Raw genomic sequence first — 18,738 nt, 5'->3', positions numbered from 1 at the left:
GGGCCGCGTTGACGATGAACTCGAGATTACCCGGTGGGTCTGACAGCCGTCCGGGGGGCCACCAAGGCGGCAGGGGCATCGCTGTCGGTATCCCCCTGCCGCCTCTCAGCCGTCCGGTGTCAGCGGTGGCCCTGTCCCGCCACGGTGCTGGCCCGCCACTCCGGGGCATCCGGTTCCTCGTGGAACTCCAGAAGATGCTGGCCCGCGTGGCGGGCAAGGGCGTCGCGGACCTGCACCGGGGTCACGTGGAAGAACTCTCGTCGTGCGTTGACCCTGTTGACCCTCCAGTCCTCGAACTCCTGATGCAAGGCGCGTTCCAAGCCGACGGCGTCGTCGCTGTAGATCAGCGCGTGTACGTCGAAGCGGAAGGGCACGGAGGCGTCGCCGAGTTCGTTGACGCGGTCCATGGGGTCGAGGCGGCGGGTGAGGCCGATCTTGACCATGGACTCACCGAAGGCGCCGATGTTGGAGATGACGTACACGTATCCTGCGTGGTTGTTGGCCTCGCGGCGGTTGATGGCCTCCTCCTCCACGTCGATCTCGCCGAGCTTCCGCTCCAGTTCCGCGATCTGGGCCGGGTCCGCCTGGCCTGCGGAACGGGCCCGGTTCAGTGCGAGGATGAGGCGGTTGCGCTCCTTGTCGAGCCGGGCGCGCTCACGGGCGATCTCCCGCTCCAGGCGTTCCTCCTCGCGCTGCCGCGCCCGCTCCTCGCGACGCTGCTCCTTCTCCTCCTCGACCTTGGCCAAGTGGTCTGCGGTCAGTTCCAGTTCGCGCACCCGCAGCCGGTGGTACTCGTCGGTCACCCGGATCTGCATGGTCTTGCCGAGCCGTGCGATGGTCTCCCGGGACTTCACCAGCCGGTCGATGAGGGAGACGAGGCGGTGGGGTTTCATGCCCCGTACGGCGGCGTCGGCCTCGGCGTTGTAGGCGCGCAGCATCAGCTTGGAGAAGTCACGCACCATGCGGCGTCCCTCGGCAGCGGATCCGTTGACGGTCCACTCGGTGACTCCGACGACGGCCCGCCCGTTCTTGGTGAGAGCCTTGCACTGGTCCTTGATCCGGTCGAGTTCGGCCTTGTAGGCCAAGGCGTCCGCGAGCGGGTGGCGGTACTCGTAGATGCCGGCCTCCTGCAACAGGACCAGGTCGTCGGTGACGACCAGACCGCTTCGCGCCGCGGCCAGGCGGCGCTCGGCCTCCTGGGCCTGTACCTCCATCTCGTGCAGCCGCTGCCGGGTGCCCCGAAGCTCGTTCTCGGCACGTTCGGCGGCCGCCTCCACTTTCGCGTCGAGGACGGTGTCGATGCGCTGGAGCTCGGTCAGGTGCTCGGTGTGGGTGCGGCGGAGGCGCTCGGTCTCCTGGACCAGGCGGGCCGCGTCGGCGCCGGCGAGGGCGGTCAGCTCGGCCAGCAGGCGCTGGTTCTCCGCCCGTAGGGCCTCGGTATGGGCGGCCTGGGCACGCAACTCGTCCCCCAGGCGGGCGGACTCCGCCTCCGCTTCCTTCCGGCGGCGGCCGAAGAGACCTCCACTGCCGGCGGGCCTCGACGAGTGCTGCGGCGCTGAGGTGGCCGGAGTGGTGGGCCCGGACTGCGCGGGGACGGGCGCAGGTGTGGAGCTGGTGAACGGTTGTGCTGCGAAAGGGGCCGGTGCTGCGAGATGCTGTCCGGGAGCGGGATGAGCAGCGACGCCGACCTGCTGGGCGTACCACTGGCGCCACTGCTGCAGGCGGTCGGCGAGGTTCTGGCCGTCCCGCTTGTCCATGTTCTTGAACTCGGCCGCCCATCCGGCGACGGACAGGGTGAGTACTCCCTGGCCCAGTCCGCCCGCCCAGCGCAAGTCGGAGATCTCGCCCAGGGCGTGGGACACGAGCCGTTGGCCGGTCCACCCCTGCGCCCGGAACAGCACACGGCGGTCGGTGAGGGCGAGCACTCCCATCACGCCGTCGTGGTGGGCGACAGCGAGGGCCTGAACGGATTCGTCCGGCATCAGCACCTCGGGAAGGCTCTTCACGGAGCCCTTGACCGGGAACCAGATGCCCTTGATCGCGGCTGCTGCCGCATCCACGTCGGATCGGGAGGAGTGTACGGACAACGGTGGTCACTTTCTCTTGTCATCGTCATGTGGGCCGGAGCACGGACAGGTCCGCTGGGCAGGCTGTCCCGGGAGGGCGATCGGGGCCGCGGCAGGTCATCCCTTGGCGCCGAGCACGCCCAGCGCCGCATGGAGGACCGGCTCGACGCGCAGGCGCGCGCCCGCGCGGTCCAGGGCCTGCAGTACCTCCAGGCACATCACAGCCCGTAGGGCCTCGTCGGGAGCCAGGCCCGCCATCTCGGCCGCGGTCACGGTGTAGGCGTCGTCGTGCCATCCGGCGCCGAGCTGTTCGACGACAGCGAAGTAGCCGGCCTTGAGGGTGTCGCTCTCCAGCAGGCCCACGGCCTCGACGAACTCCCCTGCGCCACTGCTCTGTTCCAGCCAGGTCATGAGACGCTGCAGCACCTTGTCCTGGTCGTGGTGGTGCTCACGCAGGTCCAGGGCCTTGTCCAGCAGGAACGGCCAGCCTCCGGTCACTGCCGCCAGACGGGCCAGGCGTTCGTCCGTCTCGCACAGGCTGTGCCGCTGCGTCCAGTCCTTCAGGCTCCGCGGATCGTGCCGGCGCAGCACCACCACGGTGTCGTGGTCGGCCTCGTCACCGGTGAGGAGGTCGGACCAGAGACCGGCCTGTCCCACCCCCGACACCAGGACGACGGACCTGGTGGCCTCGGCAGTGTCGGGCAGGACGGTCCTCGCCAGTTCGAGGGACTCCCGGCAGGGCTTCTCGCTGCCCCACGTGAGGTCGCTGATGAGCAGCCGCCGTTCACCGGCGCGGCCGCCCGCGAGCTCCTTGCGGAAGGTGTTGGCGCTGCCGATCGGGGGCACCGACCAGCCCGCGACCCTGCCGGTCACCTCCCGCAGGGTCCGCTCCACGTCCGCGACGCCGGTCGCCTGTGTGCCGAGGACCACCCGGACCTGGTTGACGCCCTCCCCCAGCAGGTAGTCGATCTGGTTCACGGTGAGCGGGGCGGACCGGCCGTCGGAGAGGTCGGGCCGGCTCTCCAGTACGACGGTCTCCTCCAGCCGGGACTCCTTCTCCGCGCCGAGGAGCCGCGCCTCGATCTCCTGTGCGGTGCCGATCATGCGCAACGCGTTGGGGCCCCTCAGATGCCAGCCCTGCCCGTCGTTGTTCGGTGCCAGAACGCCGAGGCCGACCATCTCCTGCAGATAGGCGCGGAAGCCCTCACTGTCGAGCTGTTCGAAGCCCTGGGGCCACCAGCCGGCACACTCCTCCCGCAGCTCCCGGTCACTGAGGCGGGTCTCCAGACCGTTGTCCCGGGCGTGCTGGGCGAGGACGTTGGCGATGACGTGGTAGCGGTCGTCGAGGGCGAGGGTGTCCTTGAAGGCCGCGGTGATGTCCGAACGCAGCGAGGCGTCCTGTTCCACCGCGTCCACGTCGGACTCCTCGATCGTGTAGGGGGGCGGGGCGAGGGGAAGCCGCGTCCGCTTGTCCTGCATGACCTGCACCATCCGGCTGCCGAAGATCTGCAGCAGGAACGGCTGGTACGAGCAGAAGCCCAGCACCCGGTTCACGAGGTCGACGTCGGCGAACTCGAAGCCGAGAGCGCGCATCGGGTGCACGATCAGGTCGGCCGCGAACTGCGGGGCGAGCGGCCCGACGACCGTGGGGGTCTGTGCCAGGTGGCTGAACGGGCCGTTCCTGGCGAGCCGGGTGAAACGCTGGACGGAGTGCAGGCCGGCGAAGACCACTTTGGCCCGGCCCCGGGAGTCCTCGCCGAGACCGCGCAGGCGGCGGGTCTCCGTGCACTCGGGCACGTCCGCCTCGAAGAAGCGGTCACACTCGTCGAGGAGGATGAGCAGCCGCCGGTCGGGGTCCTGTTCGAGCCATCGGGCAATGCCGCCGGTGACTCTCTGCCACGACTCCTGCTGCGGGCCGCGGCGGCGTGGCTCCTCCAGGACACCCTCCCTGGTGAGCTCCTGGTCCAGGGTGGGCCAGATCGCCTCGGCGCCGAGCGCGGTCCCCCTGCCGATGCCGATCTTGTCCAGATTGAGGTAGAGCTTGCGGTACGCGCCTGGGCGCTGTTCCTCGAAGCGGTCACCCGCGTCGGCGAGCAGGGCAGACTTGCCGAGTCCCCGTCCTCCGTAGAGGATCTGGGTCCCCGCCGGGTCGTGGATGCTCTTGCGCTCGCGGTCCCGGCCGTAGAACATCTCCCGGCCGATCTGACCGCGCTTCTCCTTGATGTACGGGTTCACCGAGGAGAACGGCAGCAGCGTCTCCGTCGCGGCGTCCACCCGCCGGTTGCCGTGAGCGGTGAGGTAGGCCAGCGCGGCGTCGTCGACCACCATGATCGGTTTGCTGTCCTGGGAGTCGGCTGCCAGTTCGGTACGGGTCCTGCTGTCCAGCGTTCCGAAGTGGACGACGAGCAGGCTGCTCTCGTCGGGATCCTGCAAGATGCGGCTGATCAGCAACTTCGCTGTGGGGCGGCCCCAGATCAGCAGGGCGCGCAGCTTGCCTCCCCGGTCCTTGATCTGCGATCCGAAGGCCGGCGCCCAGGCACGGCCGGTGACGTGTACGTCCGCCAGCTCGAAGAAGCGGTAGTCCTTGCCGCGTGGCAGATCGTCCAGGGGCCGGGCCCGCCGCGCCTCGTATCCGAGGAGGGACAGGGCCGGGGTGAGACTCTCCCTCGGGTTGATCTTGATACGGTCCTTGGTCGCGGCCAGCTTGCTCCACAGCTCAAGCGCTGCGGCTGCTCGTTCGGCCTCCTCCTCGGAGAGCGCGGCGTAGTCCAGCACCGCCTGGTTGCCGTACCGGCCCCGGGCACGGACGGCCTCGACCAAGTCGGTGTCGATGCCGCCCGGCAGGGCGTCGGGCGCTGCGGGGAAGAACGCCTCCAGGTGCGAATCCTCGGACCTGATCTCCGGTACGGGCTCACCCAGTTCGAGGAAGTAGACGAGTTCGGCCGCCGTGGCCAGGTTGTCGGTGTCCAGATTGCGCTGGACTCGTTCACGGTCCTCCGCGCTCACGTCCGTCAGCCCCGCCAGCCGTGCGCGCAGCCGGTCGGCGGCTTCCTTGCGGTAACGGGGCAGGAGTTCCTCGACCCGGTCGAGGTTGCGGCGCACTGCCGCGAGCTCGCGGGGCCCGTCGCTCTCCAGTTGTGCCCTGGCATCCGCCAGCAGTTCCTGGAGACTGACGTCCTGCTCGACAGTGAGCGCTTCGTCCGCCTGGGACCGGCGGAGTCGGGCCGCCAGTTCCCGCGCTTTCTCGGCCAGCGCCGCGTGGCGCTCCCTCTCGGACTCCGTGAGCCGGGCCCGACGCTCCTCGGAGAGGGTCAGCGTGCGGGCCGCGGGGAGCACGCCCAGGTCGGCGAGGTCCACGATGGTGCGGACTACGGCGAACCCGTCTCGGCCGACCTGGAGGTCGATCGCCTCGTCCCAGGTACGGTCCACGGCCTCGATGAGGTCGCCCAAGGTCAGCTTCTCACCCGGCAGGTTCCGCCCTGCCTTGTACAGTTCGGCGTCCAGGACCTGCCGCACATCGGGCTCGGGCCCCGTCTCGACCGCCCGGCCGTCGGCGTCCAGTCCGCCGAAGACCTCCGAGAACAGGTCTCGCGCCACCGAGGCGGTGGCCTTCGCCAGGGCGGCGGAACTGCGCTCTGCCGCGGTGAGGTCGGCCGCGACCCGTTCGCGGAGTCCGAGGAGGGAGAGCCGTAGGGAGGTAACGGCCTGGAAGGCCCACGCGTTCTCCTCCGAGCGCCCCGCTTCCAAGTCGCGCTTGACGGCACGCCACTCCCGTACGGCGTCCCGCACACGCTCCACGTACTGGCGAACGTTGTTGCGGCCCGACCCCTGGATGCCGCGTCCGCCCGGGCTGCGCAGGGCGCCGTCCATCTCGTCGATGGCCGCCTCGATCTGGGCCCGCCGGGCGAGGCTCTCGAGCAGGCCGTCCGCGCGCTGCTCGGCCTCCGGGGCGCCGCTCACAATCGCGGTCAGCACGCTGCCGAGAAGGCCGGTCGGAGCCAGCCAGCGCTGCACCATGGCACTTGCCCGCTGGTAGCGCAGCCTCGGAGCGGTGAGCAGGGTCTGGCAGCCTTCCACGGCCGCACGGAGCTTGCTCTCCGTCTGGGAGACGTCTGCGATGACGGCATGGGGCGGCGCGATAAGGAGTGCGCCCTGAAGGGTACGCTCCGCCACCGCGGTCGCCACTTCGTGCAGGGCGTCCGGCAGCTGCGGGGTGAGTTCCCTCAGCTGTGCCCCGACGACGGGTGCACCCGTCACCAGGGCCGCGCGTACCAGGGTGGGCAGCAGGAGCAGGGACAGCCCCTCGCCGTCACTGCCCTCATGGGAGTCCCAGTCGTGCAGGGACTCCTCGATGAACTGGGCCGCGGCGCCGGTCCTGGAGTGCAGCATCGTCGACGCGGCGGCCAGACGCAGTACGGTGGACTCGGTTTTCGGACGGTCGGCGGCCTGTGACAGGTGGGCGGCGAGTCCGAAGCGCTTCTCGGCGATGAGACGGGCGAGGATCGGCTCGATGTCATGCGGCCGGGTGCGGGTGGCTGTGTCGATGCCGGGGTCCGCGCCGCCTTCGACGGTCCCTGCGGGTTCCGTTGTGGCCGCTCGCGACGGCTCGGTCTGCGACTCAGAGGGCTCTGCGGGAGAGGGACCGCGCTCGACAGGGGCGGCTTCGGGAACGTGATGTGCTGCCCCTGTGTGCGCACCGGAGTCGCGGTCGGATGCGGCGGACTCCTCCGCCTCCATCCGGACATCGGTGCCTCTCCGGCTCTTCTGGCCCTTGATGGGCACCTCGGCCCGGGCGGGAACCGTGGCGTCCGTCGTCTCCGTCGTCACGGTGATTTGCTGATAAAGGACAGCGGCTACGGCGTACGGAGGGTGCGCCACCGACAGTTGCTGCTGGATGTCGATGATCTCCTGCTGGGAGTCGCTCTCGCTCAGCTCGACGAGGCGCGCCAGCAAGGTGAGGAAGTGCGCACAGGCTTCGTCCTGTTCGTCCCACCGCTGCTTGGCGAGCAGTGCTTCGGCACGCTGTCGGGCATCCGCGATCACCTCGGCCACCGCGCTCTCCGGTGAGCAGCCGAGGGTCAGCACGGTCGCCATGACGCGACGGATCCGGTCGTCCCTCTCGTTTCTCGCCGCCGTCGTACGGAACTCCTTGATGACGGTGAGAACCTCGGTGAGGCGATCAGCGACGCCGGTGACCCCGGCTGCGGAGAGCATGGCCTGCGTGCGGACGAATGCCGGAGAGACAGCCGCGAGCTGTGCCAGATCGGTGTCGACGGGTGGACGCCCGTCCAGCAGGGCGAGTCGCACCCGGTCGGTGGCGCCGAGGGCCTCGTCGAGGACGCGTTTGAGTTCCTCCCCGGCCGAGGTGAGATCGTCGGGAGAGGGTCGCTCTTCGCTGGGTTGTTGTTCCTGCCCCACGATGGTTTTGGCAGGTTTGCGCCGGGGCTCGTCCAAGGGTTGGCGGGGAACCGGGATGGCTGTTGTCGGCCGCGGGTCCTCGGCCGCTGTGCCCTCGTGCGGCGCGCCGTGCTGGTCGAAGTCGGGAGTCGCGTCGATCACCCGTTGCGCCGCCTTGTACACCGCGTCTCGGGCCGCCTCGTCCGCCTGGATACCGAACCAGTCGTGATCCGCCGCCCACATGAGCAGACGGGCGTCGTATGCCGATGCCTGGAGGCGCGCGAACAGCGCAAGGCGCAGCAGCCGTGCCCCCCAACGATCCACGAGCCCGGTGTCGGTGCGGAGGGAAGCGTATTCCCCGACCACGCGGTCGATGTCGTTCATGATCCGGGCGGTGAGGTGAGATACGGCGCGCCGGCGGTTCCGGGCCGGCTCCACCCGCTGTACCCGTTTGAGCACCTGCTCGCTCAGCACGCGACCGAAGCGCCGCGGCTCGACCTTGCGGAAGCCAAGGCCCCGCATGATGGCCTGACGGTCTTTGGGAGCCAGGGAGTTGAGAGCGAGTTCCGTTTCCCCGACCGTGAGTTCGTCGATGGTGGAGTCCAGGATCCGGCCGAGTCCGTCGAGCGCGGCGGCCAGTTCCTCGAGCAGATCGACAGGGGTGCCCGGCGGGGAGCACGGTGGTTTGGCAACCACGGGATAGCTGGCGGTCATTCGGTCCCGATCTCTTGTGTCGATGCGTGGTGCGGTGTGCGGAGGGCCGCGTGCCGGTGCTTGGCCTGACTGGTGTGGGGCTCGGTCAGCGGCGGCGGGCGTGCGCGGTAACGAAGGTGTAGCCGCGGGGCAGTTCCCAGCCGTCCGCTTTCCCGACGTGGCGGCAGTGCTCCCGGTAGGCGGCGCGTTGCGCGTCGGTCGGCTCGCAGCCCGTGGGCAGCCGTCGCAGGAAGCCGTGGACGAAGTGCTCCGTCCCCTTGTTCTGCGGAGCGGACCCGGCCCCGGGGCCCGGCCGGGGCACTACCACGGGGTTCGGTGCGTAGCCGATCAGGGCGATCGGGGACTCGCCGTCACGTGCGGGGTGGTGGGGCTCACCGTCCTCGCCGCGGCTGCCGGTGGCCGCGTACAGGTGTCGTTCTGCGAGGAGTTCGTCCACGGCCTGTTCCAGGGCGGTGACCTGGTGCGGGGCCGGGGGCGTGTCATAAATGCCCCTGGGGAGTGCGGTGCGGTCGAGGAGGGCGTGACCGTCGGGCGTGAGCCGGCCGAAGCGTCGTACGGCGCGCAGCACGAGGCGCCGGGTGTCCAGCCCGGCGGACGAATCACCGTCCCGGCTGCTGCCGGGAGCGCCTTCACGGGTGAGGACCGAGGGGTCGTAGCGGTGGGTGACGAGCTGCCCGTCGATGTCGACGGGGTCTTCCAGCTCGACCGTGTGCAGCCGGAAGACCGTCCCACCGCGCGGCCACTGGATGTGGAGGCGCAGTCCTGGGAAGAAATCGATGGGCCACTGGACGTTGCGGAGCATGCCGGTTTCCTTGGTCAGGTCCAGGACGACCTCCTGGACCTCTTCCGACACGTCGGCCATTCCTCCCGGGTGGCTGACTTCCAACCGTACCGGGACGGTGTCCAGGCCGAGGTAACCGAGCCCGTCCCGGACCATCCTGCTCAGCGGCAGTCTGTCTTCCATGAGGTGGGCAAGGCGCAACGGGACCTGCCAGCAGACCTCGCTGTCGTTGATCCTGAGGTAGTTCGGAAGGCCGATCCCCTCGTCGGCGAGCGGGGTGTCGGCCGGACAGGCGTCGGCGGGCTGCTCCTCCTCGGGCACGCGCTGCTGGACGATCGCGGCGGCCCGGGGCTCGGGCGGGTTCACCGTGTCCCGCCAGCCGCGTCCCGCCGGGCTCAGCGGGTCGCTGTCGTCCGGCTCCTGCGAACCCGGGTGGTGGGATCGCCAGATGCCGCCGCTCTCGAAGTCGTCGTCCAGGGTGATGCGTACGTCGCTCTCGGTGCGCAGGCCGTTGTCCGTGTCTCCGCGGACGAAGTCCGTGACCGCAAGATTGGCGCGGCACACCGAGACCGCGTACTCGACACCGGTCAGCAGCGGCTCGGCACCGTCCACGCCGCGCAGCCAGGGTCCGATCGCGGTGTAGACGGTTCGGGAGCCGTTCAGGCCGTGGCGCCGGCGGGTGTCCGGGACGGCTCCGCGTTCCAGGGAGCCGGCCAGGGCGTGCAGGTCCGCTCCGCCCAGCGGCCCGTCGTGGCACAGGCCGGCTCCGATGCGGCTGCGGGTCAGCGCGTAGTGGCCCCAGCTGCGCAGGGCGCCGCTGGTGCGCAGGGCATGATCGACCGCGTCCATCAGCCCCAGGAGAGCGTCCCGCATCCGCTCCTCCGTGCCGCCACCAGCCAGGTGGGCGACGGACACGGGAACGAGAGGACTCACCAGGGATTCCCTCTGATCAGTGAGCAGGTTGTGCACGAAGGCCGTCGTGTCGTCGAGTTCGGCCGCCGGCGCGGAGGCGTACCGGGCATCCACGACGACATGTCCGTCCTTGTTGAGCCACTTCTGTCGCGCGCGGAACCGCTTGAGCTTGGCCTCGCTGAGCTGGAGCGCGGGGCCGAAGGCGGTGAGGTCGGGGACGAGGAGTTCCCGGCGCACGGGAACCGTTGCTTCGTGCTGTACGCCGGGTCCCTGCACACCGGCAGGTGCCCCGGACATCCAGGCCGGTACCGAGACGCCTTCCTCCGCGCCGGGGTGCCGGCCTTCCTTGTAGACGATCTCGGCGTACAGCGGGTCGGAGCCCGTCTCGATCCGCACCAGTGCTCCGACGGGAAGGGCCGGTACCTCGTCCCCGAGGGTGAGGGAGGGAAAGGCATCGAGGTCGAAGGGGCCGTTGCCGTAGCCCTCGCCGCCTGGTTCATATCCGAAGTAGGCGGCGTTGAAGGCGACCGCTGTGTGTACCGGACACCGGCGGTCGGCGACGACCGCCTCCAGGTAGCGGCGGAGCCGGTCCATCTCCGCGGAAGGTGTGGTCCGGTGTCCCCCGGTCATCGCGGGAGTGAGCACGGGCTCGTGGTCGTACGGCCGCCAGACGTCCGTTCCGGCTGTGATCATCGTGGTCACGCCCGGTTCTCCTTCCGCACTGATCCGTTCCCCGCGGGTCGTGCCGGGCGGGCCGCTCGCCAGAGGCCGTCCTGGCCCTCGACCGCGGCTCCGCAAGCGGCCAGCCTCGTCAGGCTTTCCCCTACCGCGGGATAGGGGAGGTCGGCGCGACCCCCGAAGTGGCGGCTGTCCCGTATCGCCCTCGGCAGGGAGATCATCTTGCGGCTCCTCGGGTTGTAGGAGGATTCGTCGCCGCGCAGCGCATGCCAGAGCCGGCGCGGATGTACCCCCTGCGGCTGGAGCTGCAGCAGTCGGTGGACCTGGAGGTCGACGCGCTGGTCGCGCAGCGAGGTGTCGATGCGGCCGCCGTCGCGCGGGCGTGGGCTGTGGAACGCCTCGGCGACGGCGGGACGTCGTTCCTCCACGGGCCAACGGCCGGTGTCCCAGCAGGCGGAGCAGCGGCAGCGGGCTGTGGTGCAGCAGCCCTCGGGAGGGTCGGTGATACCGAAGTAATCGGCGAAGACCCGCTGGGCGCAGACCGTGGTCGAGTCGAAGAAGTCCTTCAATCTGGACAGCTCCTGCGAGGCTCGGCGGCCCCGTCGGCTGAGCAGTGGAAGGAAGCCGTCGGGCAGGGTGCGGGCGCGCACGGCCAGTCCGGTGACCAGGCGGCGGCTGGGTGCCGCCGAGACGTCCAGAAGCCCGCGGTCGTGCAAGTCGGCGAGGAGTTCCCAGGTGGCCGCGGGACCATCGGCGACCGAGCGGTAGCCGGGGCAGCGGCCGGCGAGTTCCTGGTCGAGGAGCCGGACGTCGACGTTTCTCGGGGTGTCCCAGGAGAGAACGGTGTCGATGACGGTCTGCTCGATCCGTGCGAGTTCGCCTTCCTCCGCTGTGGACTCCTCGGCAGGGGCTCCGGTCTGCCCTGTGCCGAACCGCGTCGGCCCCAGGTCGCCGGGCCTGACCGCGCAGTACGGCGGGTGGTCACCGAGGTCCTCCACGGCTCCGAGGTCGGCGAGCGCGCTGAAGACCCGCATGATGCCGCCCTGGTAGCGGTCCTGGGTGTGCCGGTCCTCCAGCTCGGCGTCGCTCAACGCGCCGGTCGCCGCGTCCTCGGCCATGAGGACGTCGGCCAGCCGCACCGGGTCCAGCGTCCCGTGGTTCTGTGCGAGCACGAGGGCGCCCATGCGCCGCAGCAGAGAAGGGGCCAGTTCCTGGCCGGTCATGAAGCGGACCATGCGCAGTCCCCGGCTCGTGGCAAGGGCAAGGCCGCTGTTGACGGGCCCTTCAGCGCCCGCCCCCCGGCCCGCGCCGTCGCGTCCGGCCCGTCCGATCTGCTGGTACAGCGCTGCCAGGTCGGTGGGCGGCGACACGCACATCACAGTGCGCACATCGGGCCGGTTGACGCCGAGCCCGAACGCGGAGGTGGCGACGATGACGACCGGCACGAAGCGATCGTCGCCCTCATGCGGCGCCTCCCGGAACTCCGTCATGACGGCCGCCTTCTCCGCCTCCGTCAGGCGGCCGTGGAACCGCAGCACGCGGACGCCTGCGTCACCGACGTACTCGCGCAGGTGTGTGTAGAGGGTGTTGACCTCCTTGACGGTGAGGCAGTACAGGATGGCGTGGCCTTCGAGCGCGTCGACCACGCGCTCCACCAGCCCTGCCACGCCGCCTTGTCCCAGCCGGTCGAGCGAGCGGCGGAATACGGCGAGTTCGGGCCGGATCGGGTTCTCCCGCACGGTCACGAGCCCGCCGACGACGCCGGGGTGTTCCGCTTCGGCGTCGGCCTCGGCCGAACCGGGCTCGGGCACCTTGGCGGGCAGGGCGAACAGCCCCTCGCGCAGGGCCTCGTGGACGGCGCGGTTGGCGGTGGCTGTCACCGCGGTGACGGCCACACCGTGCGCGCGGCGCAGTTCGTCCAGGAACCGGCTGACCCGGCGCATGCTCGGCCGGAAGTCCTCCCACTGCGCGAGTGTGTGGGCCTCGTCGACGGCGATCCGGGTCACCCGGCCCGCCGCTGCGGCTGTCCGTACGGTCTCGCGGAAGCGCCGCTGGCAGAGGCGTTCCGGGCTGACGTAGATCAGGCGGATGCCGTGGTCGGCCCGGCCGAGGAGCTGGTCAGTCACTTCTGTCTTGCCGGCTCTGCTGCTGGACTCCCGCAGCGGGGAGATCAGCGCGCGGACCGCTCCGCCGATGGACCGGTTGAGTTCGAGAGCCTGGTCGTGCATGAGGGCGACGAGCGGGCTGACCACCACGGTGACGCCGGGCAGGACCAGCGCGGGCAGCTGGAAGGTGAAGCTCTTGCCGAAGCCGGTGGGCAGCAGTCCGAGTACGTTGCGGCCCTCGGCAGCGGCGGTGATGACGGTCTGCTGGGCCGGTTTGAGGGCCACGGGTTCGTCGGAGAGCCCCAACAGGCCGCCGATGTGTGCGCAGCGTTCCCTGACCTCCTCGGCGAGGAGGCCCTGTTCCCGCAGCCTCCGTGTCTCCTCGGGAGTCAGTGCCAGTTCGCGGATGCGCCGGGTGTGCGGCAGGAGGGTGTGCCGTTCGAGGGCGTCGTCGGCGCACAGCTCGGCGGCGCGGGCCGGGTCCAGGACTCCTTGACCGGCCATGAACTCCCAGATGCGGCGCCATCCTTCGGCCATGGTGGTGACGTTGCCGCCGCCGATGTCGCCGGTGTCCGGGTCGGGGCGTTCCAGTCCGTCGTCGAGACTGCCGAGGAAGGCGCGCCGGTAGGAGCGGCGCAGGCTGCTCTGTCCGCCGAGTTTACGGTCGCTGATGACGACGACGCCGCGGTGCCGGTCGGACCGGATGAGCCGGCCGACCGCCTGGCGGAGCTGGAGTGCGGCGAGCGGCAGGTAGTAGTGCTCGGTGGCGGCGCCGTCCGGGTCAGGGTGGCCGGCTTGCTCGGCACGCTCGGCGACGGCGGCACGCCGGGCTTCCACGATCGGGGCGGCGAAGGGCGCGAAGGGCAGTTTGTTGATCCAGACGAGCCGCAGCCGCTCGGCGTCGGAGACGTCGACGCCCTGCCACAGCCCTTTGGTGCCGACGAGGAACCCTCCGCCGTCCCGCTGATTGGTGAATGCCTGATAGGCGCGGCCGTTTCCCAAGGTGAGCGCCTCGACGACCGGGGTGTCCAGGCCGCGGGAGCGCAGCTCCTGCACAAGGTGGAAGCCGACGCCCGCAGCAGTCGAGCGGGCGGTGGTGAGAATCATGCCGCCGCCATCGAACCCGTTGCCGTCGGAGCGTGCACGTGTCATCTCGGTGGCGAATCCGGCCACTTGGTGAGCGACGGTGCGCAGTGCGCCCTCCTCCTGCTCGGCCCAGGACGGGAAGTCGGAGAAGCACACCACCTCGGCCTGGTTCCGCAGGTCGAACGGGGAGGGCAGGGCCAGGGTCGGCATGTCCTCCGGCAGCCCCAGCCGGCTCCGCATGAAGTCCCACTCTCCCGCGACGCGGAGGGTCGCGGAGACGTAGTGGACGCGGTCGAACGACTCCAGGTAGCGCCGCCACTCCGGATCGGCGGGCAGGTCGACGGGGCTGGTGGCGATACGGAAGCGGTAAGAACGCAGCTCTGCCTTGGGTTCGGCCAGTTCCTCCATGTGGATGACCCGCGAGGGGAGGGCTCCGTCCAGCATGACAGCGGGGTCGAGGAAGTCTCCGAGGTCGGAGGTGACGCGGTCGAGAGCCGTGATCAGGGAGTCGGTGTGCGATGCCAGCGCGTTCAGCCGTTCCTCGACCAGCGGGTCGAGGTGGGCGGCGTGCTGGACGACGTACCGTTCCAGTGTGATGCGGCAGGCCACGAGCGCTTTGGCGATACGGTCCAGGAGCAGCGACAGCCGCCGGGTGTCCCGAGTGCCGGAGGTGCCGGTGTAAGGGCTGGCGAGCGTGGTCGCCCGATTACCGATCCGTACGCCCACTCCTTTGGCTTGCGCGTCGAAGGCCTGTGCCGCCATCCGGGGCAGCCGTTCGTCGTCGAGCAGCCGTTCCAGGTCGGCGACAGCGGAGGCGGCCTGGTCCTGTGCCGGGCCCGGGTGGGCTTCCGCGATCCAGGCCTGATGTTCCGACAGCACAGCTTCCAGGTCCTGGTAGTCGGCGGCGACGGTCAGAGCGGACGTCGCGGCATTCTCCAGTTCGTGCGCCTCGTCGATCACGAGGAGCACCTCCGGTCCGACAGCACGCAGGTCGTCCAGGTGGGAGAGGACGAGCGCGTGGTTGGCGAGGACGAGGCGATGGCTGCCGATGGCCTCCCGGACCGTGTCGGTGTGCGCGGTGAGAGGGTTGCCCGTACCGGGGCCGTAGTCGCCGTCGCGCTGAGACAGTGACTCCAGCCAGAAGGACAGGCCGGGGCCCACGTAGTCGGTGAAGAAGGCGGGCAGGTCGACCGGGTCGACGGACTTCGCCGCCCAGGACTGCGGAGGCTCCTTCGCAGCGAGCAGGCGCAAGGCGAGGAAGACGGCGAGTTCACGGAAGCGGAGGCCCTGGGACCAGCGTGCACGGCTGCGGGTCGTGGTTCTGGAGCGGCGTCTGCGCGAGGCTTCGGCGAGGGTCTTCGTGAGGGCCGCGAGGGAGAGCCGATTGGACTTGCCCTTGACCAAGTCGGCGATGGCGAGGACCCCGGGCAGGGCCCGCTCCAGGTCCTGGATGTCCTTGGCCATCTGGTTCTGCAACTGTTTGGTGTAGGTCGCGATGACGGCCGTACGGTCATCGCCACCGGCTAGCCAGTCGAGTGCGGCGGCGAGCACCGCGTAGCTCTTGCCGGTGCCGGTGGGTGCTTCCAGCAGCCCGCTGACGCCCCCGTCGGTCCAGTCGTGCAGCGTCGCGGTCATCCTCTGCTGGACGGGCCGGGGTTCGACTTGGGGGCCGTGCACGAAGCGGGCGAGAGCGGTCGGATCGACCCGGCCGTCGGCGCCGCCGCGGAGCTCGTCCGGTACGACGACGGCACCACGTCCCGGTGTCTCGCCGTCAGGGTTCCGGCGCGGTGGGTGCTGAGCGAACTCGTCGGCCAGCAGACGGGCCACGTGCGCCTGCTCCCACAGGAGAGGTTCCCGTTCGGCGGCCCTCTCCCCCTCCGCGAGCTCCCGCAGCAGCCGCCACGCGTCGGAGTCGGGGCAGACGTCGGCCACAAGCTCGCGTAACTCGCGGGTCTGGCCGGCGAACTCGGCAGCGGCCCGCTCCAGAAGACGGACGAGCAGGGCCGCATCACCGTCCGCGGTGTGGGCACGCAGGTCGCTCCTGGTGATGCCGAGCTCCCGCGCCAGGTCCTGCAGCCGGTGGGTAGGGGCTGTGGGCCACAAGGCATGAGCGAGGTACAGGGCGTCGACGGTGCGTACGGCGGCGAACGGGTCGCTGGTGCCTGACTCCTTCGCCGCCTCGGCGACGACGGGGAAGTCCAGCCCCGTGCCGTTGTAGGCGACGACGACGTCGGCGTCCGCAAGGAAGGCGCACAGCTCCGTCCATGCCTGCTGCGCGGGGATCCCTCGTTCCAGCACGGCGGTCCGCACTGCGCCCTCACGCAGTTCGTCGCTGTCCCCGGGGAATCTGAGGTACCGCTGCCAGCGAGGCGCTGCCGCGGCCCATTCCGGGTCGGCGCCGAATCTGACGGCTGCCGCTTCGTAGACGTGTCGTTCCACGTAGGGTGCGGTGGGGGTGGTGCGTACTACGCTCTCGATGTCGAGCGCGACGACCCGCAGGACGGACCTCCCTGACGGCGACGCACGATCGAGCGGCTTGGTGTCACGCGCCGCCGACTGGTCGCGGACCCGTCTCCCCGGTGCAGCGGCCGGCATGAGACAACCGTCCGAAGCGGTGAGCAGACCTCCGTCGACCGCCTCGGCGACCAGCTTGGCCAGCCGTTGCTCCGGCAGTCTTCTGTACTGCCGGGTCGCCTCCACCGCCAGGTCCCGCTCGGAGATTCCGGACGGGAAGGCGCGGACCAGGTCTGCGATCTTCCGCGCCGCGGCAGAGACGACCTGCTCGTCGGCCATGAAACTCCCCCCTCACGCACGGCTCCCGACCGACGCCTGATCACCGCGCGGCCTCCGACGGCCTCGGCTGCCCTCCCCAGAGAGCCCAGGCACATGCTCGCGGCATCAGTTACGACATCTGCGTCCAACAGCACGAAAGGCTTGCCCCTGTTGGACATACGGCGCATCGCTTCGGGAAGCGCCACTGTACGCCTGACACCACTAGTCGCACCCAATGATAGTCATCTTTGGAAGTTTTTGGAACGCTCAGGAAATCAATGGACCGAGAGCCGACCGCCCGGGTCCTACTGTCCGACGCCGGAGGCCGGGACGCCGGCCGGTTCGGGCCGGTCGGTGTCGTCCTGCGGCAGCAGCAGCTCCTCGTACCGGCCCAGCACCAGCACCACTCCGAGCATGAGCAGCGGGATGAGCACAGCGAGCATCGCCATGACATGTCCTTCCCCAGAGATGAGTGGGGGGTGTGATCCGGGTCTCCCGCAGACCGTGGCGCAAACCAGCGCGTACGGCGGCGATCCGGTGTGCCGAACCCGTGTCGGCTTCCGGTGTTCGGGTACGCGGTGCGGACCCCCGAAGGTCTGGAGGGAAACATGCAGCGAGGAAGCGACCGGCTGAGCGTCCACCGGGACGACGAGATGAAGCACGAACTCCAGGGTCTGCTCAGGTCCGGGCACCCCACGCGCAGCGAGGAGTGGCACGACCCGGAGCCGGCCGCCGAGGACGACCCCGAGGTCACGTACGGGCCGGTGACGCCGAGCCGTCGGCCGACGTCCCTGGAGTCGGTACGGCTGGAGCTGGCCCGGATCCTGGGCCGCAGGGCGTTCCCCGCGAACCCGCGTGAGCTGGTCCGCGAGCTGCGCGGCCACCAGGCGCCCGACGCGCTCGTCGAGGCCCTGGAGCGGCTGCCGCGCCAGCAGCGCTACGGCAACGTCCAGGAACTGGCCCAGGCCCTGGTCCGGGCCCGGGAGACCGGGCCGCAGGAGTACGCGTAGGGACCGCGTCGGGGGCAGCGCGGCGCGCCGCGGTGCCCCCACCGGCCTGGGAACCGAGGGAGGGCCCCAGTGATGGCCGAGTTGGTGAAGGACGTGATGACTCCGGGTGTGGTCGCCGTGCGCCCGGACGCCTCGCTCGTCGAGGCGGCGCAGCTGATGCGCACCCAGAACATCGGCGATGTGGTGGTGGCCGACGGTCAGGACGTGATCGGTGTGCTCACCGACCGTGACATCACGGTGCGGGCCGTCGCCGACGGTGCCGACCCGATGACGGTGAGCGTCCAGTCCGTGTGCACGCCGGATCCGGTGACGGTGACGCCGGACGACCGGGTGGCGACCGCGGTCACGCTGATGCGCGAGCACGCGGTGCGCCGGCTGCCGGTGGTGGAGAACGGGCTGCCGGTCGGGATCGTGAGCCTCGGCGACGTGGCCGAGGCCGAGGACCCGGCGTCGGCGCTCGCCGACATCAGCCGTGCCGAGCCGGACGCCCGAGGAGGTGCGTGAGCATCGGCCAGGCGAAAGAGATCGGCGTCACCGGCGTCACGGTCGACGTCGGTGACGCCACGACCCGGTACCTGATGTACGGGCTGCTGCCCAGCTGGTTCGTGCCCGGGGTCGCCGACTGGGTGATGCACCGGCGCACCCGGATCGAGGAGACGGCGGGGACGAAGGAGTCCCTGATCCTCCCCCACTGCCTTAAGGGCGTGGGAGGTGCCCCCAGCTGATGATGGCCGAGGTGGGCATCCCGATCGCGCTGACGCTGCGCTACGAGGTCAACCCGCTGCTGCTGAGCGTGCAGCTGGGCGGGGCCGCGGTGCACGAGGCGACGGCGCTCTGGGACGTCCGCACGGCCGTCGGGAGCGAGCGGGAGGTCAAGCCGATCGAGCAGCACATCCACAGCTTTCTGGAGTCGCTGCCGTTCGGGGCACTGGCCGCCCTGATGTGCCTGCACGCCGACCAGGTGAAGTCGCTGCTGCGCGGCGGCCGGTGCGATCCCGACGCGTGGCGGCTGGTGCCGCGGCGGCGGCCGCTGTCGCGCCGCTACCTGGCGGGCATCGCCGCCGCGATCGGCACGTGCGTGCTGCTGCCGTACGGCGAGGAGCTGCTGCGGTGCGTGCGCGCGGCCCGCAGGAACAGGAAGAACGAGAACGACAAGCACGTCAGGAGCGACGCGGCGCACTGGAGCGCCGACCGCTCCGGGAAAGGACGTTGAGCAT

The 18,738-nt window shown here is 70.4% G+C and carries 7 protein-coding genes and 1 pseudogene; 3 read left to right on the top strand and 5 right to left on the bottom strand.

Annotated features, from left to right (window positions below; translation table 11 throughout):
• Positions 1-119: 119 nt before the first annotated feature.
• From IE255_RS12080 to IE255_RS12060, 5 genes are all read right to left on the bottom strand, one after another.
• Positions 120-2,060, bottom strand: coding sequence for an SNIPE associated domain-containing protein (locus IE255_RS12080; protein ID WP_190050210.1), 1,941 nt, complete (start codon positions 2,058-2,060; stop codon positions 120-122).
• A gap of 123 nt (positions 2,061-2,183) precedes the next feature.
• Positions 2,184-8,177: a hypothetical protein gene (locus IE255_RS12075; RefSeq protein ID WP_190050209.1), complete on the bottom strand. Its 5,994-nt coding sequence runs from the start codon at positions 8,175-8,177 to the stop codon at positions 2,184-2,186.
• Between the two features lie 85 nt (positions 8,178-8,262).
• Positions 8,263-10,563 carry a hypothetical protein gene (locus tag IE255_RS12070; protein ID WP_229906408.1) on the bottom strand — a complete coding sequence of 767 codons (2,301 nt, stop codon included), beginning with the start codon at positions 10,561-10,563 and terminating at the stop codon, positions 8,263-8,265.
• A gap of 5 nt (positions 10,564-10,568) precedes the next feature.
• Positions 10,569-16,532 (bottom strand): DEAD/DEAH box helicase, encoded by a 5,964-nt coding sequence (locus IE255_RS12065; protein ID WP_190050208.1) that lies wholly within the window; start codon positions 16,530-16,532, stop codon positions 10,569-10,571.
• 284 nt (positions 16,533-16,816) lie between these two features.
• Complete coding sequence (locus IE255_RS12060) at positions 16,817-16,960, bottom strand: hypothetical protein (RefSeq protein WP_190050207.1); 144 nt, start codon at positions 16,958-16,960, stop codon at positions 16,817-16,819.
• Positions 16,961-17,119: 159 nt separating this feature from the next.
• On the opposite strand from IE255_RS12060, the gene IE255_RS12055 reads away from it, so the two are divergent.
• The 3 genes and pseudogenes from IE255_RS12055 to IE255_RS12045 all read left to right on the top strand — a co-directional run bounded on the left by IE255_RS12055 (position 17,120) and on the right by IE255_RS12045 (position 18,734).
• Positions 17,120-17,521, top strand: a complete 402-nt coding sequence (locus IE255_RS12055; RefSeq protein ID WP_190050206.1) for a DUF2795 domain-containing protein — start codon at positions 17,120-17,122, stop codon at positions 17,519-17,521.
• Between the two features lie 72 nt (positions 17,522-17,593).
• Positions 17,594-18,025, top strand: a complete 432-nt coding sequence (locus IE255_RS12050) for a CBS domain-containing protein (RefSeq protein ID WP_190050205.1) — start codon at positions 17,594-17,596, stop codon at positions 18,023-18,025.
• Between the two features lie 2 nt (positions 18,026-18,027).
• A pseudogene (locus IE255_RS12045) lies at positions 18,028-18,734 on the top strand (diguanylate cyclase).
• Positions 18,735-18,738 lie beyond the last annotated feature (4 nt).

The organism is Streptomyces lomondensis (assembly GCF_014651035.1).
GTDB classification, from domain to species: domain Bacteria; phylum Actinomycetota; class Actinomycetes; order Streptomycetales; family Streptomycetaceae; genus Streptomyces; species Streptomyces lomondensis.
Note: the sequence above shows the minus strand (reverse complement) of the source record. Positions and strands in the feature narration are given on the sequence as shown.

Excerpts from the sequence above, each read along its gene's own strand:
- IE255_RS12075 (WP_190050209.1), bottom strand. The coding sequence starts at position 8,177 with ATGACCGCCAGCTATCCCGTGGTTGCCAAACCACCGTGCTCCCCGCCG.
- IE255_RS12070 (WP_229906408.1), bottom strand. The coding sequence starts at position 10,563 with ATGATCACAGCCGGAACGGACGTCTGGCGGCCGTACGACCACGAGCCC.
- IE255_RS12055 (WP_190050206.1), top strand. The coding sequence starts at position 17,120 with ATGCAGCGAGGAAGCGACCGGCTGAGCGTCCACCGGGACGACGAGATG.
- IE255_RS12060 (WP_190050207.1), bottom strand. The coding sequence starts at position 16,960 with ATGGCGATGCTCGCTGTGCTCATCCCGCTGCTCATGCTCGGAGTGGTG.
- IE255_RS12050 (WP_190050205.1), top strand. The coding sequence starts at position 17,594 with ATGGCCGAGTTGGTGAAGGACGTGATGACTCCGGGTGTGGTCGCCGTG.
- IE255_RS12065 (WP_190050208.1), bottom strand. The coding sequence starts at position 16,532 with ATGGCCGACGAGCAGGTCGTCTCTGCCGCGGCGCGGAAGATCGCAGAC.